The following is a 25,724-nucleotide window of genomic DNA, read 5'->3' on the forward strand; positions in this document are numbered from 1 at the left end:
CTATTGAAATTGATGTGTGGCGACGTATCATGTTGAAATTAAATTTCACACATGACTGACCGGAGGCGCCCTTGGCGAGCGTGACCCTCGACGATCTCGACCTGCGCATCCTCGCGATCCTGCAAGCGGACGCGTCGGTGTCGAACCTGGAACTCGCGGAGCGCGCGCTGTCGTCGCCGCCGACCTGCATGCGCCGCGTGCGCCGGCTGCGGGAGGCGGGCGTGATCCGCCGGCAGGTCGCGATCCTCGATCAGCAGATGATCGGCTCGGCCGTCACGGCGATCATCGAGATCAGCCTCGACCGGCAGACCGCCGAAGACTACGACGCGTTCGAGGCCTACGTGTGCGCCGAACCGGCGGTCACGCAGTGCTATCGCGTGTCGCCGGGGCCGGACTTCGTCGTGCTCGCCGATCTCGCGGACGTCGCCGAATACGACGTGTTCGCGCGGCGGCTCTTTACCGGTGCATCGAACGTGCGGAACGTGCGCACGTTTTTCTCGACGCATCGCGCGAAGTTCGAGGCGAATGCGCCGGTTGCGCATGCGCTGCGCAACCGGGGGTGACGTCCGAATTCGGCGACAGCCCGCGCGTCACAGCGCCAGTGTGTGCTGGGCCGGATCGTGCCGGCCGCCCGCATGTCCCGCGCCTTCGAGCGCCAGCAGCGCACGCTTCCTGTCGATCCCGCCCGCATAGCCCGTGAGGCTCCCCGTCGCACCGACGATGCGATGACACGGCACCATGATCGACACCGGATTGCGGCCGACCGCGCCGCCGACCGCGCGCGCAGCGCTCACGGGCAGGCCGACGCGCTGCGTCAGCTCGCCGTACGACATGAGCGTGCCGAACGGAATCGACAGCAGTTCCTTCCACACGCGCTGCTGGAATTCGGTGCCCCTCAGATGCAGCGGCACCGAGAACGTCGTGCGCGCACCCGCGAAATATTCGGCGATCTGTTCCTGCGACTTGCGCGCGACCGGTGACGCCGGCCGCTCGCCGCTCGCGACGCTCATCGACGGGAAATACTTCTGTCCGACGAAGAAGAGACCGGTCAGGCAATCGTCTTCGATGCGCATCACGATGTCGCCCAGCGGGCTTGCAATCAGGTGGCCGGGTGTCATTGCAGGTATCCGGGGTCGAGGTTCATGCCGCGACTGTAAACCATCGCGGCGGCGGATTCCGGCCGGATTCGGACACGAGTCCCGACAACTGCCCTGACGGCGGCGCGCCGCTTGCGCAGACCGGCCGGCGCTGGCCAGCTGGCCTCGCCCGGCAAGTAAAAAAACGATTAACCCCGCTAACCGGATAGGTCATCTCTTTTTCCTGTCCTTTTAGAGATGACTCATCGAAATCCCGCACTGGTCAGACGTCCGAAAACTCCCTATTCTTTGAAAAACGTTTTCCAAACCAATTGGCGGGATGCGGCGCGGCAGGCAACGCGCGGCGGCGCCTCCCGCCCCGGTGCTCGTCGCCGGCGACACACAGCGTGCGGTGCGACGAGCGACGCCGCGCAACGGAGACATTCATGCAATCTGCCGTCGTCGGCGTCGCGCGCGTCGCGAGCCGCTACCGCTGGGCCGTTTGTGGGCTGCTGTTCTTTGCGACCGTCATCAACTACATGGACCGGCAGATTCTCGGCCTGCTCGCGCCGATGCTCCAGCACGACATCGGCTGGAACCAGATCCAGTACGGCCGCATCGTGATGGCGTTTTCCGCGTTCTATGCGATTGGCCTGCTGTGCTTCGGCCGCGTGGTGGACTGGCTCGGCTCGCGCGTGTCGTATGCGCTCGCGATGCTGTTCTGGAGCATCGCCGCGATGCTGCATGCGGTGGTGGGATCGGTGATGGGCTTCGCGGTCGTGCGTGCGCTGCTCGGCATCGGCGAGGGCGGCAATTTCCCGGCCGCGATCAAGACGACGGCCGAGTGGTTTCCGCGCCGCGAGCGCGCACTCGCGACCGGCATCTTCAATTCGGGCTCGAACATCGGCGCGGTGTTCGCGCCGGCGATCATTCCGGCGATCGCGGTCGCGTACGGCTGGCGCGCGGCATTCGTGATCATCGGCGCGATCGGCTTCGTGTGGCTCGCCGTGTGGCTCGTGTTCTACAAGCCCGCCGATCCGAAGGCGCTCGCGCAGGAATTCGACGAGCCGCGCGACGAAGTGGAAGCGCTCGACGCCGCCAACGCGAACGCGGGTTCGCCGGGCTGGGGCATGCTGATCCGCAAGCGCGAAACGTGGGCGTTCCTGATCGGCAAGTTCCTGACCGACCCGGTCTGGTGGTTCTACCTGTTCTGGCTGCCGAAGTGGCTGAACGAATCGCGCGGGATGGACATGCAGCACATCGGCATGCCGCTGGTCGTCATCTATGCGCTGACGACGGTCGGCAGCATCGGCGGTGGCTGGATCTCGTCGACGATGCTGCGTTCCGGCTGGAGCCTGAACGCCGCGCGCAAGACCGCGATGCTGATCTGCGCATGCTGCGTGCTGCCGATCGCGTTCGTGTCGCAGGTGCAGAACCTGTGGATTGCGGTGCTGATCGTCGGTCTCGCGGCCGCCGCGCACCAGGGCTGGTCGGCGAACCTGTTCACGACCGCGTCGGACCTGTTTCCGCGCCGCGCGGTGGGGGCGGTGGTCGGCATCGGCGGGATGGCCGGCTCGATCGGCGGCGTGCTGTTCTCCGAAGTGATCGGCCAGGTGCTGCAGCGCACGGGCCACTACTGGGTGCTGTTCGCGATCGGCGCGCTCGCGTACCTGCTCGCGCTCGCGGTCATGCATGTGCTCACGCCGCGGATGAAGCCGGCGAAGCTCGATGCGTGATTGCATCAGCCGCAGCGGCCGAGCCAGCCGTACCGGCCACTGCGGCGGCGCGCATCCGTGCGGGCGGCGGTGCCGCCCGCCGTCGCGCTCACGTGCAGGCGGCCGTCGATGCGCGGACGATCAGCCGCGGTTCGAACGTCGAATAGCTGGCGTCGGTGTGGCCCGCGAGCGAGTCGATCAGCTTCTGCATCGCGAGCTCGCCCATCTTCTCGCTCTGGATGTCGACGGTGGTCAGCGCGGGTGCCGCGTATTCGCCGTACGGCACGTTGTCGATGCCCGCGACCGATACGTCCTGCGGCAGCCTGAAACCGAGCGACGCGGCTTCCTTCATGAAGCCGAGCGCGATCAGGTCGTTGTAGCAGATCACCGCCTGCGGGCGCTGCGGCCCGAGCATCACGCGCGAGCATGCGCGCTCGCCGGCTTCGGCGGTCGGCGCGTGCGCATCGTGCACGTCGAGCGTGAGCCCCGCTTCGGCGAGGCAGTCGCGCGCGCCCTGGATGCGTTCGTCGTTGATGCGCGCCTGCCCGAAGCCGAGATAGGCGATGCGCCGGTGGCCGAGATTGAGCAGGTGGCGCGCGAGCATGTAGGTGGCCATCCGGCTGTCGATGCCGACGCCCGGAATCGGCAGGTCCGGGCTGTGCCGCAGCAGCACGAGCGGCTTGTGGAGGTCCAGCATCCACCGCACCTCGTCGTCGGGCAGGCGGGAGCTGACGATCAGCCCGTCGACGCGCGGCGCGAGCGCCTCGATCAGCGTGCGCTCGCGCGCCTGGCTCTCTTCGGTGTCGACCAGCAGCAGCGTGTAGTCGTGCTGCAGCGCGATGCGGTTCGCGCCTTTCACGATGTTCGTGAAGTGCGGGTTGCTGATGTCGAGGATCACGAGGCCGATGGTGCGCGTGCGCCCCGTGATCATCGAGCGCGCGAGCGGGTTCGACCGGTAGCCGAGCTTGTCGATCGCGGCCTTGAGCCGCGCCTCGACCGACGGCGAGAAGCGCTGCGCGCCGTTGACGAATTTCGACACCGTCGCGACCGACACGCCGGCTTCGGCAGCGACGTCGCGGATCGTCGTGGAAACTTTTTTCATGCGAAGGGTAACGTTTTCTTCCGGTAGCACCGGATTGTGGCAGAAAAAGGTTGGCATGCGGCGCGGCGCCGGGTTAGGGAAACACCGGGGGCAAGTCGACGCGGCGTCGATTGACGTCGTATCGGTGTCGACGCTATAGTAGGAAAACGTTTTCCATCCCAGGCAAGATTCAAGGAGACTCAATGAACGCGTCAACTACTGGAGCGCGCAAGCCTTTCGGGCGCCTGCTGCTGACGGGGGCGGCCGGCAATCTCGGCCGCCAGGTGCGCGGCGCGCTCGCGAACTGGGCCGACGTCGTGCGCGTCAGCGATATCGAGGCGGTGGGCGAAGCGGCGGCGCACGAGGAAACCCGCGTCGTCGATCTCGCGGACCGGCAGGCGGTGATGGCACTGGTCGACGGTGTCGACGCGATCGTGCATCTCGGCGGCATCTCGGTCGACGCGCCGTTCGACGACCTGCTCGAAGCGAACATCCGCGGCACGTACAACCTGTACGAGGCGGCGCGCAAGCACGGCGTCAAGCGGATCGTGTTCGCGAGCTCGAACCACGCGATCGGCTTTCATCCGGTGACGGAAGTGCTCGATGCCGACTCGCCGCAGCGTCCGGACAGCCTGTACGGCGTAACGAAGTGCTTCGGCGAGGCGCTGTCGCGCTACTACTACGATCGCTTCGGGATCGAGACGGTGTGCCTGCGGATCGGCTCGTCGTTCGAGGCGCCGAAGAATCCGCGCATGCTCGTCACCTACCTCAGCTATCGCGACTTCATCGAGCTGGTGCGCTGCTCGCTGTTCACGAACCGGGTCGGGCACGCGATTGCGTATGGCATGTCGGACAACCCCGTGAAGTGGTGGGACAACACGAAGGCCGGCTTCCTCGGCTTCCGTCCGAAGGACAGCTCCGAGCGGTTCGCCGAGCAGTTCCCGGCTTCCGCGCCGACTGCGGACTACGACGATCCGGCGCAACGCTTCCAGGGCGGCGGATTCGTTGTCGGCGAGCCGATGGAGCGCCGCGAGTAGGCGCGGCGGACGATTCGGGGCGCGTGGAAACGTTCGCGGGTGGCGAAGCCGTGTCGTTGACGGTCACGTCCCGGGGGGCCGGGCAACCGCTACGACGCGGGGGTTGCGCGACGCACGTCAATGTCGGCCGGCGCGCCGGCCTCGGCGCGGCGCACGATGAACCACAGCAACGCGATCAGCACCGGAGGTCCGATCTGGATCGGCAGCAGGTTGCCGATCGGCGCCATCACCATCGGCAGCACCCACGCGGCCAGCAGCGTCTCGCGTTCGCGGTGCTGCCAGCCGTTGCGCAATCCGGCCAATGCCAGCCACGCGATCGGAAACGCGAGCCACGCGAGGTCGTAGTCGTAGACGTACGGGCTGATCAGGAACGTGGCCGTCATCAGCGATGCACCGCGCAGCGCCGGATCGGCGGAGCGCCGCCACACGCGCCAGACGACGCAGGTTGTGCCGAGCGCGACAACGGCGTGCACGACGTATGCACCGGTGACCGGCACGCCGGCCATGCGGGCGAGTGCAAACACGGTCGGCATCTTGGCCCACGGCAGCGCGCCCGTTTCCACAAATGTGCGGGCCTGCTGGACGCTCGCGAAGAACGCCTTCAACGTGCCGATTCCGAGCGCGGCGGTGCCGGCTGCGGTGACGGCGATGGCGGTTGCCGCGGCGGCGGCGCTGGCCAGCCATGCGCGCTCGGCGAGCAACGCGACTGGAAACAACAGGGCCAGGTGAGGCTTGATCGCGAGCAGCCCGACGAACACGCCCGCGACAATCGGGCGGCGCTCGAGATGCAGCAGCGCGGCGCCGGCCAGTGCGGCGGTGAGGAATGCATTCTGGCCGTGGAGCAGGTTGGACCACAGCCCGGGAAAGGCCGCGACGCACCAGAGCGCCGTGCGATTTCGGCCGATCACGCGCAGCAGCACGAACACATACGCTGCCAGCGTCGTGCCGATGAACACGCAGTAGGAGAGCAGATACGGCATCAGCGCCAGCGGCAGGACGACCAGGTAGAACGCGGGAGGGTAGAACCACGCGAGAACGCTGCTTGTGCCCGGTACGGCGACCTTCGCGGACTCGACCAGCAGCCGGATGTCGTATGCGTCCAGCGCATGGCCGGCGAGCGCGAGGCGCGATGCTGCCCAGAACGCGATGAAGTCGTAGCCGAGCGGCTTGCCTTTCGGGTCGACGAGATGCTTCGACATCGAAAACCACGTGACGCAGAGGATCCCGAGCATCAACAGGACGATGCGCGGATAAACCTTGACGCGCTCCGCATTCAGCCAGTGTTCGCCGGATTTCATCAAGGGCTCCCCGCGTCCCGGTCTGCGCCGGCGTCGTCGCGCGCGGCTGATGACAGGCATCTTAGTTCAGGCCGACGGCAGACGATAGACAGGAAAGACCGCATGCGTCGGGAAGGCGTAAGCCGGGAGCCGGCAGGCAAGAAAAATCCGCTGCATGCGCATGCAGCGGATTGCGTGTTGTCAAGAGCGGCTCGCCGCGCACGCCGTCCGCGTCAAAAAATGAATCCGGTGTTCGCGAACTTCGAATGGTGATCCGACACGATCGCGTCGAGCAGGTGCTTGCTGCTGTCGGTCTGCTTCGCGGCGACCATCGAGCGGATCGAGAACGCGCGCGGATCTGTGCCGGGTCCGAACCGAAGATGCCGGCGTGCTGCATTGGGTCCGACGTCGTTACGTGGATGACGGTCAGATGACGGTCGGACAAGCCAAGCGAAAGCCGGCCGGCAGACTCGAAAATCGGCTTGTCATTCAACGATGCGCCACCTAGGATAAACGCATCAAATTCCGATAAAGCGATGACGTCACGGATCATGGCGTCATCGCACACACTTCAAGCACACGATCTTGACGTGCAATCCGTCGCCGGACCGTCGCGACGGACCTTCCCTTCCTCGCGTTGCCCGCGGCCGAATCGTGCCGGTTCGGTTGTGTCGCACGCCCCATGATTGCCGTATCGACGATGTCCGGGGGCGTCACCAACCATCCTGATGTGGATGTGCGCGGGCGCCCGTTCCGAATCGGCTGAACAGGGCTACCTGCGCGATCCGCATTGAATCACGTGCATCGACTCAAGCGCATTGAGACAGGTGAAGCCCATGAACAGGAAACTCGCATTTGCGAAGGTCCAGTCCGTCGCCGTGTTGTTTGGCGCGGCGTTGGCGTTGGGACTGGCGTCACACCCGGCAGCGGGCGCCGGCTGGCCGCCCATTCTTGATCCGAATCCGGCGGTTCAGCCGCCGAAATGGGATTGGCAGCTCGCATCGCCGATCACGATCAATCCCGACACGACGATCCGGATCTATGACATCGACATGTTCAACAACGAGCAAAGCGGCGCCGTGCAGGCTTTGCACGGCAATGGGTACAAGGTGATCTGCTACGTGGATGTCGGCTCGTGGGAGAACTGGCGCGACGACGCCGGCCAGTTCCCCGCCAGCATTCTCGGCGCAACGTATTCGGGCTTCCCGGACGAGCAGTGGCTCGACGTGCGCGACGTCAATCCGGCGAAATCGCAGACGGGCATGGCGCTCGCGACGATACTCGGCGCGCGCTTCGACCGCGCGAAGAATATGGGGTGTGACGCGATCGAGCCCGACAATATCGACGGCTACGACACGACCGCGCACGAATCGAGCGGCTTCCCGCTGACCTACGATGACCAGCTCTATTTCAACCTGTGGGTTGCCGGCGAGGCGCAAAAACGCGGCATGCTGGTCGGGCTCAAGAACGACATCAACCAGGCGCAGGACTCGCAGATCGTCAACGCATTCGATTTCGTGGTCAGCGAGCAGTGCTTCGAGTATGGTGAATGCGGTTTCTTCTCCAGCTTCCTCGCGCTGAACAAGCCGGTGTTCGAAGCGGAGTACGACCTCGACCTGACGCAGTTCTGCCCGGATGCCAAGGCGAGCAGGATCAGCGCGATCAAGAAGAACAACTCGCTCGACGCAGTACGGCAGGATTGCAGCGCGTACTACCACTAGCGTGCGGGGGCACCGCGAAGAAAAAAATCCGCTGCACGCATGTGCAGCGGATTTCGTGCCGGCGCGGCCGCATGCGCCGGCCACCGCCTCAGAAAATGAAGCCGGTATTCACGAACTTCGAATGGTGATCCGACACGATCGCGTCGAGCAGGTGCTTGCTGCTGTCGGTCTGCTTCGCGGCCACCATCGAGCGGATCGAGAACGCGCGCAGCGCATCGCTGACCGACAGCGTGCCTTCGGCCGAATCCTTGCGGCCGGCGAACGGGAACACGTCGGGCCCGCGCTGGCACTGGCAGTTGATGTTCACGCGGCACACCTGGTTCACGAGCGGATCGACGAGCGCGCCGATCTGCGCCGGATCGGAACCAAAAATGCTGACCTGCTGCCCGTGGTCCGACGTCGTCACGTAATCGAGCGCGGTCTCGACGTCGTCGAACGGCGCGACCGGAATGATCGGACCGAACTGTTCCTCGCGGTACAGCTTCATCCCTTCCGTCACCGGATACACGACGGCCGGATAGAACAGCGTCTTGCTGAACACACCGCCCGATTCGTTGACGACCTGCGCGCCGTGCGCCTTCGCGTCGTCGATCGCGTCGGTCATGTACGCGGTGCGATGCATGCCGGGCAGCGGCGTGATGCCGACGCCTTTCTCCCACGGCATGCCGATCTTCATCTTCGCGAGCGCTTCCGTGAAGCGCTTCAGGAACGCGTCGACGATCGACCGGTGCACGAGCAGCATCTTCAGCGCGGTACAGCGCTGGCCGTTGAACGATAGCGCGCCCAGCAGGCACTCCTTCACGGTCAGGTCGAGATCGGCGTCCGGCAGCACGATCGCCGCGTTCTTCGCGTCGAGGCCGAGAATCGCGCGCAGCCGGTGCGACTTCGGGTGCTGCTTCTTCAGGTGATCGGCGACCTTGCTCGACCCGATCAGCGCGAGCACGTTGATCTTGCCCGACGCGAGCATGTGCGGCACGACCACCGCGCCCGGCGCGTAGATCGTGTTGATCACGCCCTTCGGGAATGCGTCGCGGAACGCTTCGAGCAGCGGCTCGAACAGCAGCGTGCCGTACTGAGGCGGCTTGAACACGACGGTGTTGCCCATCAGCAGCGCGGGGATCAGCGTCGCAAACGTTTCGTTCAGCGGATAGTTGTACGGCCCCATGCACAGCACGACGCCGAGCGGCGTGCGGCGGATCTGGCCGATCGTGCCTTCGGCGATCACGAAGCGCGAGTTCGTGTTGTCGAGCTCCTTCAGCGCGTCGATCGTCTGCAGCATGTAGGTGACGGTGCGGTCGAACTCCTTCTGCGAATCCGCGAGGCTCTTGCCGATCTCCCACATGATCAGGTTCACGACCAGCTCGCGCTGCGCAACCATCCGCTTGATGAAGTCCTGCATGCACGCGATGCGCTGCTCGACTTTCATCGTCGGCCACTCGCCGCGGCCGGCATCGTACGCGCGCACCGCGGCGTCGAGCGCCGCGTCGCTTTCCGGCTCACCCATCACCGGGTAGCTGCCGATCTCGAGCTGCTCGACGCTGCCGTCGGGCTGCCGCACGCAGACGGGCGACAGCACCGTCTTGGTCGCGCCGTCCCACGGTTTCAGTTCGCCGTCCACGAGCGACACGCGCTGGTGGATCGGGGCTTTCAGCCGGACGTCGGCGGGGATGTCTTCGAGGGCGGGAAAGAGCTGCTGCAGGGCGGCGGAATCGGGCATGACGGTCTCGTTTGACGGGGTGTCCTGGATGGACGGGCGACGCGGAATCCTCGGCTGGGCGATCCTCGATCCTGAATCGTCATGATGACGCGCACGCGACGAAGCGTCACGCGGAGGCATCAGCGAAACGGCGAATGGAACCAGTTCCATTAAAAGACAACACCGGAGTGAATGCAAGACGCGAATGACAGGATCGAAACACGGGCAGCCGAATCGGGCCCGGCTGCTGCGTGCAACCGAATCACTGCGCAAGGCCAATGCGCGGGTATTCCCTGTATATCCGCCGGTTCGTGAAATTTGTTAATGTTACGAACATAACAAATAGTGTTAATTACATCTCAAGTCGATGAGATGTAATCAACAACCTGGACGCATGTCAGGCGGACGCTCGAACGTATCCGGCACGACACCGCCCCGGAGGGCCACGGTACGAAGGGTTGCGACCGGTCCCCGAGCGCGTGGTGCGTGCGGCGCTGCCGGCACGGGCCGTTACTTACCGTGAAGGGAAGCACAACCTTGGACCCAATCAGGAGACCGTCGCGCGAAGCGGTGCGTGCGGTGCGCGCATGTCGTTCGCGTAGCTCGCGTCGTTTCGGCGTGGCCGGCATCGCGGCCGTCGTTGCATTGAGCGTGTCGCCGGCCCGCGCGGACACGCTCGCCGAAACCGGCGAAACGCCGCCCGGCGTCACGGGCACAGCCACGCTCGAGCGCCCCGCAACCGGCACGCGGTATCTGTCGGACTGGCTGCACCAGAGCATCGCGATCGTCGGTTCGAAGAACATCCGCTTCGGCCCGTACCGCACCAACGACCTGTATCTCGAATACGAGTACTTCGGCAGGAAAGGCCCGTTCGACCTGTACGGCTATGTCGACGTCCCGCGCGCATTCGGCGTCGGCAACGGCTACGACACCGGCGTGACCAACAAGGGCTCGCCGCTTTTCAGCGAGCAGGAGCCGCGTGTGTCGATCGACCACCTGCTGGGCCGCAGCCTCGGCTTCGGCCCGTTCAAGGAGTGGTATGCGGCGTTTGACTGGATCTACGACCAGGGGCATAGCGTCGCCGGCCGCCAGAACACGCTGTATGCGGGAATCGGCACGGACATCGCGACGCCGCTGCCGGTCTACCTGTCGGCGAATCTCTATGTGCGCCGGCAGTGGGAAAACTACGGCGCGGCGAACGCGAACAGCTGGGACGGCTATCGCGCGCAGATGAAGGCCGTGTACCCGATCGGCACGTTCGGCGGCGGGCACCTGACCTTCGTCAGCTTCTTCAATTACGACTTCGGCTCGCGCCTCGCCGAAGAGACCGGCGGCAACACGCGCAGCGACACCGCATTCGTGTCGACCAACGTGCTGATCTACGAATTCGATCGATGGCGCTTCTGGACCGCCGCGCGCTATTTCCACAACGGCGGCCAATGGAACGGCACCGGGCTGAATTTTGGCAACGGAAGCTTTGAAAACCGTTCGACCGGCTGGGGCTACTACGCCAGCATCGGCTACCGGTTCTGACTCAGGGCCTGTCATTGGCATGAACAGGCCCAAATCCTTCGAGGACTCAACGTGGATATTCTGCGCAGTGTGTGCGGCATTCTGGTACTGCTCGTCGTCGGTTACTGCCTGTCGATGAACCGGCGCGCGGTGAAGCCGCGCACCGTGATCGCGGCGCTCGCGACGCAGCTCGTGGTCGGCGCATTCGTGCTGTTCGTGCCGATCGGGCGTCACGTGCTCGCGTCGATCGCATACGGCGTGAACGGCGTGCTCGACATGGGCAAGCACGGGCTGATGTTCCTGTTCGGCGGCCTGGTCGGCGACAAGATGTTCACGCTGTTCGGCGCGGAAGGGTTCGCGTTCGGCCTGCGCGTGTTGCCGATGATCATCTTCGTGACGTCGCTGATCGCCGTGCTGTACTACATCGGCGTGATGAAATGGGTGATCGCGATCGTCGGCAGCGGGCTCGCGAAGCTGCTGGGCGTGAGCCGCATCGAAGCGTGCTCCGCGGTCGCGACGATCTTCCTCGGGCAAAGCGAGATGCCCGCGTTCGTGAAGCCGTTCGTGCGCCGCCTCAGCGGGCCGGAGATCTTCGCCGTGATGTCGAGCGGGATGGCGTCCGTCGCCGGATCCGTGCTCGCGGGCTATGCGGGCCTAGGCGTCAGGATGGAATATCTGCTCGCCGCGTCGTTCATGGCGATTCCGGGCGGGCTGCTGTTCGGCAAGATGCTGTGTCCGTCGGTGGAAGCGAGCCACGTGGAAATCGGCTCGCTCGAATTCGACGAGAAGCGCCCGGCGAACGTGATCGAGGCCGGTGCGTCGGGCGCGAGCGTCGGCCTGAAGATCGCGGTCAATGTCGGCACGATGCTGGTCGCGTTCATCGGCCTCATCGCGCTGCTCAACGCCGGCGTCGGCGTCGTGGCGGGCTGGCTCGGCTTCGCGAACGTGACGCTGCAGTCGTTGCTCGGCTCGCTGTTCGCGCCGCTCGCGTGGATGATCGGCGTGCCGTGGCAGGATGCGTCGGTCGCGGGCAATTTCATCGGGCAGAAGCTGATCCTGAATGAGTTCGTCGCGTACAGCGGGCTGTCGCCTTACCTGCAGGACAGCGCGCACGTCGCGGCGGCGGGGCTGCAGGTGCTGACGCCGAAGACGATCGCGATCGTGTCGTTCGCGCTGTGCGGCTTCGCGAATTTTTCGTCGATCGCGATCCTGACGGGCGGCTTTACCGCGGTCGCGCCCGAACTGCGCGGCGACGTCGCACGCTATGGCCTGCGCGCGCTCGCGGCCGCGACGCTGTCGAACCTGATGAGCGCGACGATTGCCGGGCTGTTTCTTTCCCTTACCTGACAAGGCTGCTTGATGACTCACGCATTGACCCGTAACCCGCTTGCCGAGGCAGCGCTGAAAGCGTTGCATCTGATCGATCTCACGGCGCTCAACGACGACGACACGGACGCGTCGATCGACGCGCTCGCCGCGTCGGCCGACACGCCGGTCGGCACGCCGGCCGCGTTGTGCGTGTACCCGCGCTTCGTCGCGACCGCGCGCGCGGCGCTGGCCACGCGCGGACTTGCACTGCCGGTCGCGACCGTGACGAACTTTCCGGGCGGCGCGGCCGACCCCGACGCAGCCGCGCGCGAGACCGCCGACGCGGTCGCGCTGGGCGCCGACGAAGTCGACGTCGTGTTTCCGTATCGCGCGCTGCTCGCGGGCGATGCGCGCGTCGGCCGCGAGCTGGTTGCGTCATGCCGCGTCGCGGCGGGCGATAAGTGCCTGAAGGTGATCCTGGAAACCGGCGAGCTGAAGGATCCGGCGCTGATCCGCCAGGCGAGCGAAATCGCGATCGACGCGGGTGCGGATTTCATCAAGACGTCGACCGGCAAGGTCGCGGTCAACGCGACGCTCGAAGCGGCTGAAGCGATGCTCGCGACGATTCGCGATGCCGGGCGCGCGGTCGGTTTCAAGGCGGCGGGCGGCGTGCGTTCCGTGCACGAGGCCGCCGCGTACCTGGCGCTCGCGGAACGCGAGCTGGGCGCGGGCTACACGGTGCCCGCGACGTTCCGCTTCGGCGCGTCGAGCCTGCTCGGCAGCCTGCTCGCGACGCTCGGCCACGGCGCGGCCGCGGCGCGGCCGGCCACTTCTTACTGACTGGAGGGCACATGTTTCTGCCGCAGGAATTCATTCGCAAGGTGCGCGACCGCCTGCCGCTGGACGGCGGCGAGATCTCGCAATTCGTCGATGGCGTCACGACCGGGCAGGTCACCGAAGGCCAGATCGCGGCATTCGCGATGGCCGTCTATTTCAACGAGCTGCCGCTCGACGCGCGGGTTGCGCTGACCCGTGCGCAACGCGATTCCGGCGACGTGCTCGACTGGCGCGCGATGAACCTCAACGGGCCGGTGGTCGACAAGCACTCGACCGGCGGCGTCGGCGACCTGACCTCGCTGCTGCTCGGGCCGATGGTGGCCGCGTGCGGCGGCTACGTGCCGATGATTTCGGGGCGCGGCCTCGGTCACACCGGTGGCACGCTCGACAAGCTCGAGTCGATTCCCGGTTACGACGTCGCGCCCGAGCCCGACGCGTTCCGCCGCGTGGTGAAGGACGTGGGCGTCGCGATCATCGGCCAGACCGCGCGGCTCGCGCCCGCCGACAAGCGGATCTATGCGGTGCGGGACGTCACGGCGACGGTCGAGTCGATCTCGATGATCACCGCGTCGATCCTGTCGAAGAAGCTCGCGGCGGGGCTCGACGGGCTCGCGATGGACGTGAAGGCCGGGTCGGGCGCGTTCATGCCGACCTACGAGAAATCGGTCGAGCTGGCGCGCAGCATCGTCGACGTCGGCAACGGCGCGGGCATGAAGACCACCGCGACGCTGACCGACATGAGCCAGTCGCTGGCGCCGTGCGCAGGCAACGCGCTCGAGATCCGCTGCGCGATCGATTACCTGACCGGCGCGGCGCGCCCCGCGCGGCTGCACGAGGTGACGATGGCACTTGCCGCGCAGATGCTGCTGATCGGCGGGCTCGCGGCGAACGAAGCCGATGCGCGGGCCCGCTTGCAGGCGTCGCTCGAATCCGGGCAGGCGGCCGAGCGGTTCGCGCGGATGGTGACGGCGCTGGGCGGCCCGGCCGATCTGCTCGAACGGCCGCAACAGCATCTGGCCGCCGCCGACGTGATCGTACCGGTGAGCGCGCCGCGTGCCGGCCGGGTCGAACGCGTCGATGCGCGCGCGCTCGGGATTGCCGTCGTCGGCCTCGGCGGCGGGCGAATGAAGACGACCGACACGCTCGACTATGCGGTCGGCCTGTCCGGGCTGGTCGAGCTCGGCGAGCACGTGGCGGAGGGGCAGCCGCTCGCCGTCGTGCACGCGAGCAGCCGCGAGGCCGCGGAGCGTGCGGCGGCCGACGTGCGGCGCGCGTACGGGATCGGCGACGAGGTGGGTGCGTTGCCGCCGACCATTCACGCGTTGCTCGATTGAGCGCAGGAGGTTCGTATGCGCGCAATCGTGCTGGTGATGGACTCGCTCGGGATCGGCGCGGCGCCTGACGCCGCGCGCTTCGGCGATACAGGTTCGAATACGTTCGGCCACATCGCCGAGCAGTGCGCGCTCGGCGCGTGCGATATCGACGGCCACGACGGCCACGACGGCCGACGGGGCCCGTTACGGGTGCCGCAGCTCGAACGCCTGGGGCTCGCGCTGGCGAGCGAGCTGGCGACGGGCACGCTGCCCGCCGGGATGTCGGCCGAGCCCGAACTGACCGGCGCTTACGGCGCGGCACGCGAGGAGTCGTCGGGCAAGGACACGCCGTCCGGACACTGGGAGCTGGCCGGTGTGCCGGTCCGGTTCGACTGGGGCTATTTTCCGCGGGCCGACGCATCGTTTCCGCCCGAATTGCTCGACACGCTGGTGCGCCGTGCGGGCTTGCCCGGCTATCTCGGCAATTGCCATGCGTCCGGCACCGACATCATCGCGGCGCTGGGCGACGAACACGTCGCGACCGGCAAGCCGATCTTCTATACGTCCGCCGATTCGGTGTTCCAGATTGCGTGCCACGAAACGGCCTTCGGGCTCGACCGGCTGTATCGCCTCTGCGAGATCGCGCGCGAGGAGGTCGATCGCTACAACATCTGCCGCGTGATCGCGCGGCCGTTCATCGGCGAGCGTTCGGCGGATTTCAGGCGCACCGGCAACCGGCGCGACCTCGCGGTGCCGCCGCCCGCGCCGACCGTGCTCGAAAAGCTCGCGGCGGCGGGCGGCCACGTGATCGCGATCGGCAAGATTTCCGACATCTATGCGGGCGTCGGCGTGACGCGCAAGATCAAGGCGGACGGCCTCGCCGGCCTGTGGGACGCGACGCTCGACGCGGTGCGCGACGCGCCCGATGTCAGTCTGGTGATGACGAACTTCGTCGATTTCGACCAGCTCTATGGACATCGCCGCAATGTCGCGGGCTATGCGGCGGAACTGGAGCGCTTCGACGCGCGGCTGCCGGAGCTTTATGCGTTGCTGCGCGACGACGACGTGCTGATCCTGACCGCAGACCACGGTTGTGATCCGACCTGGCCGGGCACCAATCACACGCGCGAACACGTGCCGCTGCTCGCGTACGGTCCGCGGATCGCGCCGGGAAGTCTCGGTGTGCGTGCATCGTTCGCGGATCTCGGGCAGAGTCTTGCGAACTGGTTCGGGCTGGAGGCGTTTGCAGACGGCACCGCGTTTCTCGACGCGCGTGCCGCGCGATGAACGTGCGCCGGCAGGTTTCGTGAAAACAGGATGAGAACATGGAAACACAGGCATTGATCGACGCGGCGAAGGCCGCGCGCGAAAAAGCGTATGCGCCGTATTCGCGCTTCAAGGTCGGCGCGGCGCTGCGCACAAAGGACGGCAAGGTCTTCCACGGCTGCAATGTCGAGAACGCGTCGTATGGCCTCTGCAATTGCGCGGAACGCACGGCTATGTTCGCGGCCATTGCGGCGGGGTATCGCCCCGGCGATTTTTCGGCGATCGCGGTCGTCGGGGAGACGGAAGGCCCGATCGCGCCGTGCGGCGCGTGCCGGCAGGTGATGATCGAACTCGGCACGCCGTCGCTCGACGTGGTGCTGGCAAACCTCACGGGCGACGTGCGCGTGACGCGTGCGGATGCGTTGCTGCCGGACGCGTTCTATCTGGAGTAACTGGAGTAACAGCGAGCGACGGTGCGGCGCGCAGTCGCCGCATCCCGTGCGGCACCCGGTGCCGCATTCCATGTCGCGTCAGGTGCGCGACCGCACGGTCTGTCCCTGCTCGGTGATGATCGAATCGAAATCGCCGAGCTGCGAAAAGCGCACCGCCTTGACGACCCCGAACTTGCTGGAGTCGACGACCAGATGTCGTTCGACCGCGCTGTCCATCGCGGCCTGCTTGATCGCGACTTCATGGAAATTCCAGCACGTGACGCCGCGCGTGTCGTCGACGCCGCCCGCCGACACGAACGCCTTGTTGATCCCCATCCGGCGCAGCATGTCGAGGCTCTCGTCGCCGGAAAACGAATCGGACGACGGCACATAGACGCCGCCGAGCAGGATCATCCGCACATTGGGCTTGCGGCGCAGGATTTCAGCGACGTTCAGCGAGTAGCAGACCACGGTCACGTGCAGGTCGGCGGGAATCAGCCGCGCGAGCGTCGTGAGCGTGCTGCCGCAATCGATGAAGATCGTCTCGTTCTCGACGATCAGCCTGGCGGCGATCGCGGAGGCTTCCGCCTTGGCCTGCGCGAAGTGATCCTTTTCCAGTTCGAGCGAGTAGCCGGCGCTGTTTTGCACGTCGGTCGCGCTGACGATGTAGCCGCGCAGGTAGGTGAACTGATCCGGGCTCGCTGCGATGTCGCGGCGCACCGTCATTTCCGACACGCCGAGCAGGGCAGCCGCGTCGCGCAGGTGCATCACGTTGCGTTGTGCGAGTGCGTCGGCGAGCGTGCGCAGACGTTCTGATTTCTGCATGGAAGTCCCGGAGGGCGGTGGCGCGGGCGGATGTGAGGCTTTGTGCACTGCAATGGTGAAATTATAACAACACGAACGCGCCGCGCCGATGCGCGGCCGGCGTCCGATCGCGCCTGAAAGACAATCGAAGGCTGCGCCGGCGATGGCGGAATTGCACCGGATCGGCTTCGACGAAACCGTGCGCAAACGTTTCACTTGCGCCGGATTGAGCAGATAATGGCAGCACGCGAAAGCGTTTAAAAAGAACCAATAGAGCCTGAGAGATTACGAGGCGCAGTAGAAAAAGAAGAAATAAAACAGCCACGACGCCGGTACGGGTTCTGGCTGCCGGTGCGCCGGGCCGGGGTTGCCCGGTTCGGCGCGCGCCGGACGCGCATCCGCTTCCCTGCGACATTCGACGTCTTCCCCGTGCTTCCGGGGCGCGATTCGATGCGTGCGTGCGTTTCGCGATCCAGCACGAACCCGGCACGCCGATCGAGCCGCTGCCGCGCGTCATTCGACGTCTTCGTCGTCCTCGTCGAAGTCTTCATCACGCCCCGGCGACGCATACGCGCTCGCCTGCTCGAGCAGCCACGCGCGGAACAGCTCCAGCGGCTTGCTGTGGCTGAATTCCGTCGGATACACGAGGTAGTACGCGGAATCCTCGACCGTCGCCGCGTCGAACGGCACGATCAGGCCGAGATGCTGCAGCTGTTCCTCGACGAAGAACTTCGGCACGAGCGCGATGCCGAGCCCGGCCGAGGCGGCGCTGATCAGCATTGTATGCAGTTCGTAGCGCACACCCTGCATCGTGCGGGTGTCCTCGACGCCGAGCGCCTCGAACCACTGCGCCCATGCGCCCGGCCGCGTCGTCGAGTGCAGCAGCGGGTACGCGAGCAGGTCCTGCGGCGCCTTCACGGGCCCGTCGAGCAGCGCCGGCGAGCAGATCGGCACGACTTCCTCGCCGAACAGGTAATCGGACGACGTGCCGGGCCAGGTCGGCTTGCCGTAGTGGATCGCCGCTTCGAAGTGGGTGCCCTCGAACGAGAACAGGTCGGTGCGGCTGCCCATGTTGACACGCACGTCGGGCGTGCGGTCATAGAAGCTCTTGATGCGCGGGATCAGCCAGTGCGACGCGAAGGTCGGCAGCACCGCGAGCTCCAGGTAGCCGCCGCCGCTGCCGTGCGCGATGATCGACAGCGTGTCGCGGTCGAGCGACTCGAGCGCGCGCCGCACCTGCGTGCCGTACAGCTTGCCGGCGCGGGTCAGCACCACGCGCTGCTTGACGCGCGCGAACAGCCGCACGCCGAGGCTCGCTTCGAGTGTCGCGATTTGCCGCGACACCGCGCTTTCGGTCAGGAACAGCTCCTTGGCCGCGTGCGTGAAGCTCTCGTGGCGCGACGCGGCTTCGAAGGCCACGAGCGCGCCCATGTTCGGGATCTTGAATTTACGCATGAGGGTCGATTCGTCAGACGAACGGGCCGGCGCCGGACGGGGCGGCGCACCGGGCAAACAATCGTCGATAGTTCCAAAAACTCATTACGTGTCAATTTAATCTCGCTTTACGCCCGCCTGCAACCCTTTGAATAATGCATCCCACGCAAGGTCAGGCGTCCAACGGGCGGCTGGCCGACGAGTTGCCGGCACCGCTTGCCGGCCGGTCCCCCCGACGAGAACCCATGATGCGCAATCCGAATATCGAGAGCTTGCTGACGAAGCTGCTGGGACAGGCGAAAACCGACGCCCTGTTTGCCACCCTGAACATGCCGGCCATCCTCGACGAGTGGGAAGACGGTGTCGTGACGCGCGCGGAAATCGCGCAGGCGATGAACATGGCGCTGTTCGAAGGGCTGCTCGAACGTTCGGAGAACGGCCGCGCGTACACGGCCGATGCGATCGGCAACGGCGGCTCGGTGTATTTCGATCACGGCGCGCTGCGCACGGTGCGCTGGCCGCACACCGGCGCCCTGCCGCCGGGCGAAGCCGCGTTCACGCGCATCCTGCGCCCGCTCGGCTTCCGCCTGAACGGCCGCTATCCGCTCGACAAGCTCGGCATGACGGGCCGCGCATACGCGCACGAGGACGCGCCCGACGAGATCGCGCAGTTCTTCGTCAGCGAGCTGCATCCGGAACGCTTCTCGAAGGAATTCCAGCAGGCGGTGACGAACGTCGTGAGCTCGTCGCGCGATCCGCTGAGCCCGGCCGCCGTCGCGCTGCTGTGGGAAATCGAGCGCGAAGGCTGGCTGTCGCTCGACGCCGCGCACGCGCTGCTGCCGGAGATCGTCGGCGCATTCGCGCGCCAGCACGACGTGCCGGGCGAACTCGACTACGAGACGCTGCTGCTCGAATCCGCGGAAATGGCGTGGATCGCGACCGAAGGCAACGCGTTCAATCACGCGACCGACCGCGTCGCCGACGTGTTCAAGCTGTCCGACGACGAGAAGGCGAAGGGCCGGCCGATGAAGCCGGAAGTCGAGCGTTCGCGCTCGGGCCGCGTGTTCCAGACCGCGTATCGCGCGGACGTCGTCGAGCGCGAGTTCCGCACGCGCGACGGCGCGATCGCGAAGCGCAACGTGCCCGGCTCGTTCTACGAGTTCATCACGCGCAAGCGCACGTTCGACCAGGCGCAGCGCCGCTGGGTGACCGACCTGCGCTTCGATGCCGGCAACGCGCAGGGCATCTTCAAGATGACCGCGAACGCCGCGAAGTAACCGTGAAGCGCGCGACTCCGATCGAAGTCGGGCAGGAACTGCTCGACACGCTTGCCGCCGACCTGCGCACCGCCGTGCGCGGCGAGGTGCGTTTCGATGCCGGCTCGAAGGCGCTCTATGCGTCCGACGCGTCGAACTACCGGCAGGTGCCGCTCGGCGTCGTGGTGCCGGCCGGCGCGGACGATCTCGCCGCGGCGCTCGGCGTGTGCCGGCGCTACGACGTGCCGTTCCTCACGCGCGGCGGCGGCACGTCGCAGAACGGGCAGTGCGTGAACGTCGCGGTCGTCGCCGATACGAGCAAATATTTCAACCGCGTCGTATCGGTCGATCCGGACGCGAAGACCGCGATCGTCGAGCCGGGCGTCGTCTGCGACACGCTGCGCGACGCGGCCGAGGCGCACGGGCTGACGTTCGCGCCGGACCCGGCGACGCACAGCCGCTGCACGCTCGGCGGGATGATCGCGAACAACTCGTGCGGCGCGCATTCGATGATGGCCGGCAAGACGGTCGAGAACGTCGAGGCGCTCGAAATCCTCACGTACGACGGCGCGCGCTTCTGGGTCGGCCCGACCCCTGAGCACGAGCTCGACGCGATCATCGCGGCGGGCGGCCGGCGCGGCGAGATCTACCGCCAGCTGCGCGACCTGCGCGATCGCTACGCGGACCGCATCCGCAACGAGTTTCCGCAGATCAAGCGGCGCGTGTCCGGCTTCAACCTCGACCAGCTGCTGCCGGAGAACGGCTTCAACGTCGCGCGCGCGCTGGTCGGCACCGAAGGCACGTGCGCGGTCACATTGCAGGCGAAGGTGCGGCTCGTGCACAGCCCGGCGTGCCGCGTGCTGCTCGTGCTCGGCTTCACCGACATCTTCACCGCGGCGGACGCGGTGCCGCATTACAACCGCTTCTCGCCGATCGCGATCGAGGGCCTCGACCGTGCGATCATCCGCGGCCTGCAGGCGCGCGGGTTGAAGGCGGACGAAATCGCGCTGCTGCCGCCGGGCGACGCGTGGGTCGTGCTGGAGTTCGGCGCGGACACCGTCGACGCGGCGCTCGCGCAGGCGCGCGACGCGGAAGCGCATTTCAATGGCGGCGGCGCGGGGCCCGACGTGAGCGGCTTCGTCGTGGCCGACAAGGCGAAGCAGCAGAAGATCTGGTCGATCCGCGAAACCGGCGCGTCGGCCGTCGCGCTGTCGGTCGATCCGTCGAAGCCCGATCCGATCGCGGGCTGGGAAGATGCGGCCGTCGATCCGCTGCGGCTCGGCGATTACCTGCGCGCGTTCCAGGCGCTCGTCGACCGCTACGGCTACGAGACCTGCCTGTACGGCCATTTCGGCGACGGCTGCGTGCATGCGCGGATCACGTTCGACCTGCGCAGCGCGACCGGCGTGCAGATCTGGCGCGGCTTCCTGCGCGAAGCGGCGCAACTCGTCGTCGACTTCGGCGGCTCGCTGTCCGGCGAGCATGGTGACGGCCAGGCGAAGGCCGAGTTCCTGCCGATCATGTACGGCCCCGAGCTGATGCAGGCGATGGCCGAGTTCAAGGCGATCTGGGATCCGGCGAACCGGCTGAATCCGGGCAAGGTGATCAACGCGTACCGCGCCGACGAGAACCTGCGCCTCGGCCCCGCTTACAAGCCCGTGACGCTGCAGACGAAGCTGACGTTCGCGAGCCCCGAAGGCGACGGGATGCAGCGCGCGATCGAGCGCTGCATCGGCATGGGCAAGTGCCGTTCGCTCGACGGCGGCACGATGTGCCCGAGCTATCGCGCGACGCGCGAGGAGAGGTTCTCGACGCGCGGCCGTGCGCACCTGTTCTGGGAGATGCTGCAGGGCGACGTGATCAAGGACGGCTGGAACAGCCCCGAGGTCAAGGAGGCGCTCGATGCGTGTCTCGCATGCAAGGGCTGCAAGTCCGATTGCCCGACGCATACCGACATGGCGTCGTACAAGGCGGAATTCCTGTCGCACTACTACGAAACCCATCGCCGGCCGCGGCAGGCGATGTTCATGGGGAGGATCGGACAATGGGCACCGCTGGCGAGCCGTTTTCCTCGGCTTATGAATTTTATGACCTCGACCCCGCCCTTGGCGCGTATCGGCAAGTGGATCGCGGGCGTCGCGCCGCAGCGGGCGCTGCCGACGTTCGCGCCGCGCCCGTTCCGCGCGATGGCGAAGCGGCGCGGGATCGGGCAGCGCACGGGCATGGCGCCGGCCCGCAAGAAGGTCATTCTGTGGGTTGATACGTTCAACGAGCATTTCTCGCCCGACATCGCGGGCGCGGCGGTCGACGTGCTGACCGCGCTCGGCTTCGACGTGACGTTGCCGGAGAAGCGCCTGTGCTGCGGCCGGCCGCTCTACGACTACGGGCTGCTCGACGAAGCGCGCGCGCTGCTGCGCACCGCGGTCGACGAACTCGCCGGCGAGATCGGCGCGGGCGTGCCGGTCGTCGGGCTGGAGCCCGGCTGCCTGTCGGTGTTCAAGGACGAGCTGCTGAAGCAGTTGCCCGACGAGCCGCTCGCGAAGCGTCTCGCCGCGCAGACGTTCCTGTTCTCCGATTTCGTCGCGCAGGCGGATTTCGCGTGGCCGACGCTCGATGCGGACGTGATCGTCCACGGGCATTGCCACCAGAAATCGCTGTTCGGGATGAAGGGCGAGACCGCGCTGCTCGACAAGCTCGGCGTGCGCTGGAAGCTGCTCGATACGGGCTGCTGCGGGATGGCCGGGTCGTTCGGGTTCAATGACGAGCACTACGACCTGTCGATGAAGATCGGTGAAGGCAAGCTGCTGCCGCTGGTGCGGCAGGCGAGCAAGGACGCGATCGTCGTCACCAACGGCTTCAGCTGCCGCGAGCAGATCGAGCAGGGCGCGGGCCGCACGCCGCTGCATATCGCGCAGTTGGCGAAGCGGGCGCTCGGCGTGTGATGCGGGTGGGCCGGCGGCGCGCATGCGCCGGTCTGCTCGCCCACCGGAACTTGATGACTATTGCTCACAACATTGTTCCGATAATTCGTTTGCTGCGCGGGTATTGGCTACCCACAATCCTTTCACCTCTTTCGCGGTGAAAGGTTCTTCGGAGACGGAACCCCGGCCGCCGCGGCCGCTACGGTGCGCCGGGCGGCACGTGCGCAGGCCGGCGCGACGGAGGTTGCCGGTGCGCGATCCGCGCGCCGCATCCCGACCCACAGACCAAAGGAATGCCCGATGAAATTCCGAATTCGCGCGCTGTCCGGCGCGGCGCTGGCCGCAGCGATTCTCGCGCTCCCGACGAGCGCGGCCCTTGCGCAGGAGACGGTCGTCAAGGTCGGCGTCGCCGGTCCGCTGACCGGTAGCGGCGCCGCCTACGGCAAGGACATCGAGAACGGCGTGCGGATGGCGGTCGACGAGGCGAACGCGACGCATCCGACGATCGGCGGCAAGCCGGTCAAGTTCGTCGTCGCGTCGCAGGACGACCAGAGCGATCCGCGCGCGGGCGTGCAGGCCGCGCAGCAACTGACGGACGCGCAGGTCGCGGTCGTGATCGGCCACTTCAATTCGGGCACGACGCTGCCGGCGTCGAAGATCTACGCGAAGGCGGGCATTCCGATGATCACGCCGTCCGCGACCAATCCCGACATCACGCGCGCGGGCCTCGGCACCGTGTACCGCGTGATCGCGACCGATACGCAGAACGCCGGCAACGCGGGCGCGTATGCGGCGACGGTCACGAAGGCGAAGCGGATCGCGATCATCGACGACCGCACCGCCTTCGGCCAGGGCGAAGCCGACGAGTTCGAGAAGGCCGTGAAGGCGAACGGCGGCACGATCGTCGCGCGCGAATTCACAAACGACAAGGCGGTCGACTTCAGCGCGCAGCTCACGAAGATCAAGAGCGTGAACGCCGATCTCGTGTTCTTCGGCGGCCTCGACGCGCAGGCCGCGATGCTCGTCAAGCGGATGCGCCAGCTCGGCATCCGTGCGCAGTTCCTGGCCGGCGGCGGCGTGATGAACGCGAACTTCATCAAGCTCGCCGGCAATGCGGCCGAAGGCGCGTCGGTGTGGGAATACGGAATGCCGCTGTCGCGGCTCGACAAGGGCAAGCTGTTCGAGACGAAGTTCAGGCAGAAGTACGGCGTCGACATGCTCGCGTATGCGCCGTTCGCGTACGACGCGACGTGGATCGCGATCAACGCGATGCAGAAGGCGAACTCGGTGAAGCCCGCGGACTTCAACGGCGCGCTGAAAAGCACGCGCTACGACGGCATCACGGGCACGATCGCGTTCACGAGCACGGGCGACCTGAAGAACCCGAGTTCGACGCTGTATGAGGTGAAGAGCGCCGCGTGGCAGCCGGTGACGACGAAGTCGGCCGACTGAAGTCGTGCGGCCGGTTGCGGCACGCTGCGCTTCCGGCGAGCGGCGAGCGGCTGTCGCGCGTGTCCGACGCGGATCTACAGCACGAGGCTTTCGCGTGGAGGCCGTCCGTGCTGAAATACCCTGACGCGTCAGGTGCGATTGCGGCGAGCCATACGGTCGCGCCGTTCACGCGGGAGATCGGTTCCGGTTTCGACGCCGGCCTCGAACCAAGCGGACGGTCCGCGCAGCGGACCCGACGCCGGGCGGTGAAGATTTTGATCGGTTGCGGCCGGCGTGTCGCGCCAACCCTTGCAATCTGGAGTCAGTCGTGAGTTCTCAAGTCGTAATCGTCGGCGGCGGCGTCATCGGCAGCTCGATCGCCTATTTCCTGCGCGCATCCGACCCGACGGTCGCCGTGACCGTGATCGAACGCGATCCGACCTATGCGAGATCGTCGTCGGCGCTGTCGGCCGCGTCGATCCGCCAGCAGTTCTCGACGCCGCTGTCGATCCAGATGTCGCTGTTCGGCATCGATTTCCTGCGCACGATCGGCGAGCGGCTCGAAGTGGACGGCACGCGGCCGTCGATCGACCTGCACGAAGGCGGCTACCTGTTTCTCGCGACGCCGGCAGGCGAGGCGACGCTGCGCGAGAACCACGCGCTGCAGACGCGCCTCGGCGCGAACATCAGCCTGATGGACCGCGATGCGCTGCGCGTGAAATTCCCGTGGCTGAACGTCGACGATCTCGTCGCGGGCGCGTACGGCGTGAGCGGCGAAGGCTGGTTCGACGGCTACGGTCTCGTGCAGGCGCTGCGCAAGAAGGCGCAGTCGCTCGGCGCACGCTACGTGTCGGCGGACGTGACCGGCGTCGTGCGCGACGGCCGCAAGGTCACGCACGTCGTCACGGGTGACGGCGAACGCTACGCGTGCGACACGCTCGTCAACGCGGCCGGCGCGTGGGCACGCCCGCTGTCCGCGATGATGGGCATCGACATTCCCGTGCACGCGCGGCGCCGCAGCATCTTCAACGTGTCGTCGCCGGCGAAGCTGACGGCCTGCCCGCTGCTGATCGATCCGACGGGCGTGTATTTCCGGCCGGAAGGCAATACGTATATCTGCGGCACGTCGCCGAGCCCGGACAGGGACCCGGACGACCTGCCGCTCGACGAGGTCGATCACGCGCTGTTCGACGACGTGATCTGGCCGACGCTCGCGCATCGCGTGCCGGAATTCGAGGCGCTGCGCGTCGAGAACTGCTGGTCCGGCTACTACGAATACAACGTGTTCGATCACAACGCGATCATCGGCTATCACCCGGACCTCGACAATTGCGTGTTCGCGAACGGCTACAGCGGGCACGGACTCCAGCAGGGACCCGCGACCGGACGCGGCGTCAGCGAGCTGATCCTCGGCGGGCGTTATGCGACGCTCGACCTGTCGTCGCTCGGTTGGGCGCGCGTGCTCGAGAATCGGCCGATCGTCGAAAAGAACGTCGTGTAGTTGAGACGGCGTAGCCGTTCCGTGTGGTGGACGGCTTTCTCCTTGTGTCTCACCGATTGGCCCGACTTCGTCGGGCCTTTTTTCTTTGACGTCTCCGCAGCATGCCG

21 protein-coding genes and 1 pseudogene are annotated in these 25,724 nt (G+C 66.6%); 14 read left to right on the forward strand and 8 right to left on the reverse strand.

Annotated elements, in window-relative coordinates:
• Positions 1-71: 71 nt before the first annotated feature.
• The gene (locus tag ACV229_RS24480) at positions 72-563 is read left to right on the forward strand and encodes an Lrp/AsnC family transcriptional regulator (protein WP_448085681.1); all 492 of its coding nucleotides are present in this window, start codon (positions 72-74) and stop codon (positions 561-563) included.
• 27 nt (positions 564-590) lie between these two features.
• On the opposite strand, the gene ACV229_RS24485 is transcribed toward ACV229_RS24480, so the two are convergent.
• The gene (locus tag ACV229_RS24485) at positions 591-1,118 is read right to left on the reverse strand and encodes a methylated-DNA--[protein]-cysteine S-methyltransferase (RefSeq protein ID WP_448085682.1); all 528 of its coding nucleotides are present in this window, start codon (positions 1,116-1,118) and stop codon (positions 591-593) included.
• Positions 1,119-1,522: 404 nt separating this feature from the next.
• Between ACV229_RS24485 and ACV229_RS24490 the strand changes: the two genes are divergently transcribed.
• On the forward strand, positions 1,523-2,812 hold the full coding sequence (locus ACV229_RS24490; RefSeq protein ID WP_448085683.1) for an MFS transporter: 1,290 nt from the start codon (positions 1,523-1,525) through the stop codon (positions 2,810-2,812).
• An 88-nt stretch (positions 2,813-2,900) separates the two neighbouring features.
• Here ACV229_RS24490 and ACV229_RS24495 read toward each other — a convergent pair whose 3' ends face one another.
• Entirely contained in the window at positions 2,901-3,950 is a 1,050-nt protein-coding gene (locus ACV229_RS24495; protein ID WP_448085684.1) for a LacI family DNA-binding transcriptional regulator, read from the reverse strand.
• 125 nt (positions 3,951-4,075) lie between these two features.
• On the opposite strand from ACV229_RS24495, the gene ACV229_RS24500 reads away from it, so the two are divergent.
• Entirely contained in the window at positions 4,076-4,909 is an 834-nt protein-coding gene (locus tag ACV229_RS24500; protein WP_448085685.1) for an NAD-dependent epimerase/dehydratase family protein, read from the forward strand.
• 89 nt (positions 4,910-4,998) lie between these two features.
• Here ACV229_RS24500 and ACV229_RS24505 read toward each other — a convergent pair whose 3' ends face one another.
• Together ACV229_RS24505 and ACV229_RS24510 are read right to left on the reverse strand one after the other, a co-directional pair.
• Positions 4,999-6,207 (reverse strand): glycosyltransferase family 87 protein, encoded by a 1,209-nt coding sequence (locus ACV229_RS24505; protein WP_448085686.1) that lies wholly within the window; start codon positions 6,205-6,207, stop codon positions 4,999-5,001.
• A 212-nt stretch (positions 6,208-6,419) separates the two neighbouring features.
• A pseudogene (locus tag ACV229_RS24510) lies at positions 6,420-6,596 on the reverse strand (NADP-dependent glyceraldehyde-3-phosphate dehydrogenase); the annotation flags it as partial.
• 426 nt (positions 6,597-7,022) lie between these two features.
• On the opposite strand from ACV229_RS24510, the gene ACV229_RS24515 reads away from it, so the two are divergent.
• Positions 7,023-7,907, forward strand: coding sequence for an endo alpha-1,4 polygalactosaminidase (locus ACV229_RS24515; RefSeq protein WP_448085687.1), 885 nt, complete (start codon positions 7,023-7,025; stop codon positions 7,905-7,907).
• A gap of 88 nt (positions 7,908-7,995) precedes the next feature.
• Here the strand turns inward: ACV229_RS24515 and ACV229_RS24520 are convergent, their stop codons facing one another.
• The gene (locus ACV229_RS24520; RefSeq protein ID WP_448085688.1) at positions 7,996-9,624 is read right to left on the reverse strand and encodes an NADP-dependent glyceraldehyde-3-phosphate dehydrogenase; all 1,629 of its coding nucleotides are present in this window, start codon (positions 9,622-9,624) and stop codon (positions 7,996-7,998) included.
• Positions 9,625-10,221: 597 nt separating this feature from the next.
• Between ACV229_RS24520 and tsx the strand changes: the two genes are divergently transcribed.
• The 6 genes from tsx to ACV229_RS24550 are packed head-to-tail and all read left to right on the forward strand — an operon-like array spanning position 10,222 to position 16,291.
• A complete protein-coding gene (tsx, locus tag ACV229_RS24525; RefSeq protein ID WP_448085689.1) occupies positions 10,222-11,136 on the forward strand; it encodes a nucleoside-specific channel-forming protein Tsx in 915 nt (304 codons plus the stop codon).
• Positions 11,137-11,187: 51 nt separating this feature from the next.
• Positions 11,188-12,462 carry a NupC/NupG family nucleoside CNT transporter gene (locus ACV229_RS24530; RefSeq protein WP_448085690.1) on the forward strand — a complete coding sequence of 425 codons (1,275 nt, stop codon included), beginning with the start codon at positions 11,188-11,190 and terminating at the stop codon, positions 12,460-12,462.
• Positions 12,463-12,474: 12 nt separating this feature from the next.
• Positions 12,475-13,263, forward strand: coding sequence for a deoxyribose-phosphate aldolase (gene deoC, locus ACV229_RS24535; protein WP_448085691.1), 789 nt, complete (start codon positions 12,475-12,477; stop codon positions 13,261-13,263).
• 11 nt (positions 13,264-13,274) lie between these two features.
• Positions 13,275-14,594 carry a thymidine phosphorylase gene (gene deoA, locus ACV229_RS24540; RefSeq protein WP_448085692.1) on the forward strand — a complete coding sequence of 440 codons (1,320 nt, stop codon included), beginning with the start codon at positions 13,275-13,277 and terminating at the stop codon, positions 14,592-14,594.
• A gap of 15 nt (positions 14,595-14,609) precedes the next feature.
• Complete coding sequence (locus tag ACV229_RS24545) at positions 14,610-15,860, forward strand: phosphopentomutase (RefSeq protein WP_448085693.1); 1,251 nt, start codon at positions 14,610-14,612, stop codon at positions 15,858-15,860.
• Positions 15,861-15,898: 38 nt separating this feature from the next.
• Complete coding sequence (locus ACV229_RS24550) at positions 15,899-16,291, forward strand: cytidine deaminase (RefSeq protein ID WP_448085694.1); 393 nt, start codon at positions 15,899-15,901, stop codon at positions 16,289-16,291.
• A gap of 78 nt (positions 16,292-16,369) precedes the next feature.
• Here the strand turns inward: ACV229_RS24550 and ACV229_RS24555 are convergent, their stop codons facing one another.
• The 3 genes from ACV229_RS24555 to ACV229_RS24565 all read right to left on the reverse strand — a co-directional run bounded on the left by ACV229_RS24555 (position 16,370) and on the right by ACV229_RS24565 (position 18,529).
• Positions 16,370-17,095 carry a DeoR/GlpR family DNA-binding transcription regulator gene (locus tag ACV229_RS24555; protein WP_448085695.1) on the reverse strand — a complete coding sequence of 242 codons (726 nt, stop codon included), beginning with the start codon at positions 17,093-17,095 and terminating at the stop codon, positions 16,370-16,372.
• A 61-nt stretch (positions 17,096-17,156) separates the two neighbouring features.
• A complete protein-coding gene (locus ACV229_RS24560; protein WP_448085696.1) occupies positions 17,157-17,591 on the reverse strand; it encodes a hypothetical protein in 435 nt (144 codons plus the stop codon).
• On the reverse strand, positions 17,588-18,529 hold the full coding sequence (locus tag ACV229_RS24565; RefSeq protein ID WP_448085697.1) for a LysR family transcriptional regulator: 942 nt from the start codon (positions 18,527-18,529) through the stop codon (positions 17,588-17,590). The genes ACV229_RS24560 and ACV229_RS24565 overlap by 4 nt, the downstream gene beginning before the upstream one ends.
• Before the next feature lie 227 nt (positions 18,530-18,756).
• Here ACV229_RS24565 and ACV229_RS24570 point away from each other — a divergent pair, with 227 nt between their 5' ends.
• The 4 genes from ACV229_RS24570 to ACV229_RS24585 all read left to right on the forward strand — a co-directional run bounded on the left by ACV229_RS24570 (position 18,757) and on the right by ACV229_RS24585 (position 25,617).
• The gene (locus ACV229_RS24570; protein WP_448085764.1) at positions 18,757-19,785 is read left to right on the forward strand and encodes a 2-oxoadipate dioxygenase/decarboxylase family protein; all 1,029 of its coding nucleotides are present in this window, start codon (positions 18,757-18,759) and stop codon (positions 19,783-19,785) included.
• Positions 19,786-19,787: 2 nt separating this feature from the next.
• Complete coding sequence (locus ACV229_RS24575) at positions 19,788-22,706, forward strand: FAD-binding and (Fe-S)-binding domain-containing protein (protein ID WP_448085698.1); 2,919 nt, start codon at positions 19,788-19,790, stop codon at positions 22,704-22,706.
• Between the two features lie 279 nt (positions 22,707-22,985).
• Positions 22,986-24,137 (forward strand): branched-chain amino acid ABC transporter substrate-binding protein, encoded by a 1,152-nt coding sequence (locus ACV229_RS24580; RefSeq protein WP_448085699.1) that lies wholly within the window; start codon positions 22,986-22,988, stop codon positions 24,135-24,137.
• Between the two features lie 307 nt (positions 24,138-24,444).
• Positions 24,445-25,617 (forward strand): NAD(P)/FAD-dependent oxidoreductase, encoded by a 1,173-nt coding sequence (locus ACV229_RS24585; protein ID WP_448085700.1) that lies wholly within the window; start codon positions 24,445-24,447, stop codon positions 25,615-25,617.
• Positions 25,618-25,724: the final 107 nt, after the last annotated feature.

The sequence above is a fragment of the Burkholderia sp. MR1-5-21 genome, from assembly GCF_053427715.1.

What these genes read in the sequence shown, in the direction of transcription:
- ACV229_RS24485 (WP_448085682.1), bottom strand. Translation starts at nt 1,118, where the DNA reads ATGACACCCGGCCACCTGATTGCAAGCCCGCTGGGCGACATCGTGATG.
- ACV229_RS24490 (WP_448085683.1), top strand. Translation starts at nt 1,523, where the DNA reads ATGCAATCTGCCGTCGTCGGCGTCGCGCGCGTCGCGAGCCGCTACCGC.
- ACV229_RS24495 (WP_448085684.1), bottom strand. Translation starts at nt 3,950, where the DNA reads ATGCCAACCTTTTTCTGCCACAATCCGGTGCTACCGGAAGAAAACGTT.
- ACV229_RS24500 (WP_448085685.1), top strand. Translation starts at nt 4,076, where the DNA reads ATGAACGCGTCAACTACTGGAGCGCGCAAGCCTTTCGGGCGCCTGCTG.
- ACV229_RS24505 (WP_448085686.1), bottom strand. Translation starts at nt 6,207, where the DNA reads ATGAAATCCGGCGAACACTGGCTGAATGCGGAGCGCGTCAAGGTTTAT.
- ACV229_RS24515 (WP_448085687.1), top strand. Translation starts at nt 7,023, where the DNA reads ATGAACAGGAAACTCGCATTTGCGAAGGTCCAGTCCGTCGCCGTGTTG.
- ACV229_RS24520 (WP_448085688.1), bottom strand. Translation starts at nt 9,624, where the DNA reads ATGCCCGATTCCGCCGCCCTGCAGCAGCTCTTTCCCGCCCTCGAAGAC.
- deoC (WP_448085691.1), top strand. Translation starts at nt 12,475, where the DNA reads ATGACTCACGCATTGACCCGTAACCCGCTTGCCGAGGCAGCGCTGAAA.
- deoA (WP_448085692.1), top strand. Translation starts at nt 13,275, where the DNA reads ATGTTTCTGCCGCAGGAATTCATTCGCAAGGTGCGCGACCGCCTGCCG.
- ACV229_RS24545 (WP_448085693.1), top strand. Translation starts at nt 14,610, where the DNA reads ATGCGCGCAATCGTGCTGGTGATGGACTCGCTCGGGATCGGCGCGGCG.
- ACV229_RS24550 (WP_448085694.1), top strand. Translation starts at nt 15,899, where the DNA reads ATGGAAACACAGGCATTGATCGACGCGGCGAAGGCCGCGCGCGAAAAA.
- ACV229_RS24555 (WP_448085695.1), bottom strand. Translation starts at nt 17,095, where the DNA reads ATGCAGAAATCAGAACGTCTGCGCACGCTCGCCGACGCACTCGCACAA.
- ACV229_RS24560 (WP_448085696.1), bottom strand. Translation starts at nt 17,591, where the DNA reads ATGACGCGCGGCAGCGGCTCGATCGGCGTGCCGGGTTCGTGCTGGATC.
- ACV229_RS24565 (WP_448085697.1), bottom strand. Translation starts at nt 18,529, where the DNA reads ATGCGTAAATTCAAGATCCCGAACATGGGCGCGCTCGTGGCCTTCGAA.
- ACV229_RS24570 (WP_448085764.1), top strand. Translation starts at nt 18,757, where the DNA reads ATGCGCAATCCGAATATCGAGAGCTTGCTGACGAAGCTGCTGGGACAG.
- ACV229_RS24580 (WP_448085699.1), top strand. Translation starts at nt 22,986, where the DNA reads ATGAAATTCCGAATTCGCGCGCTGTCCGGCGCGGCGCTGGCCGCAGCG.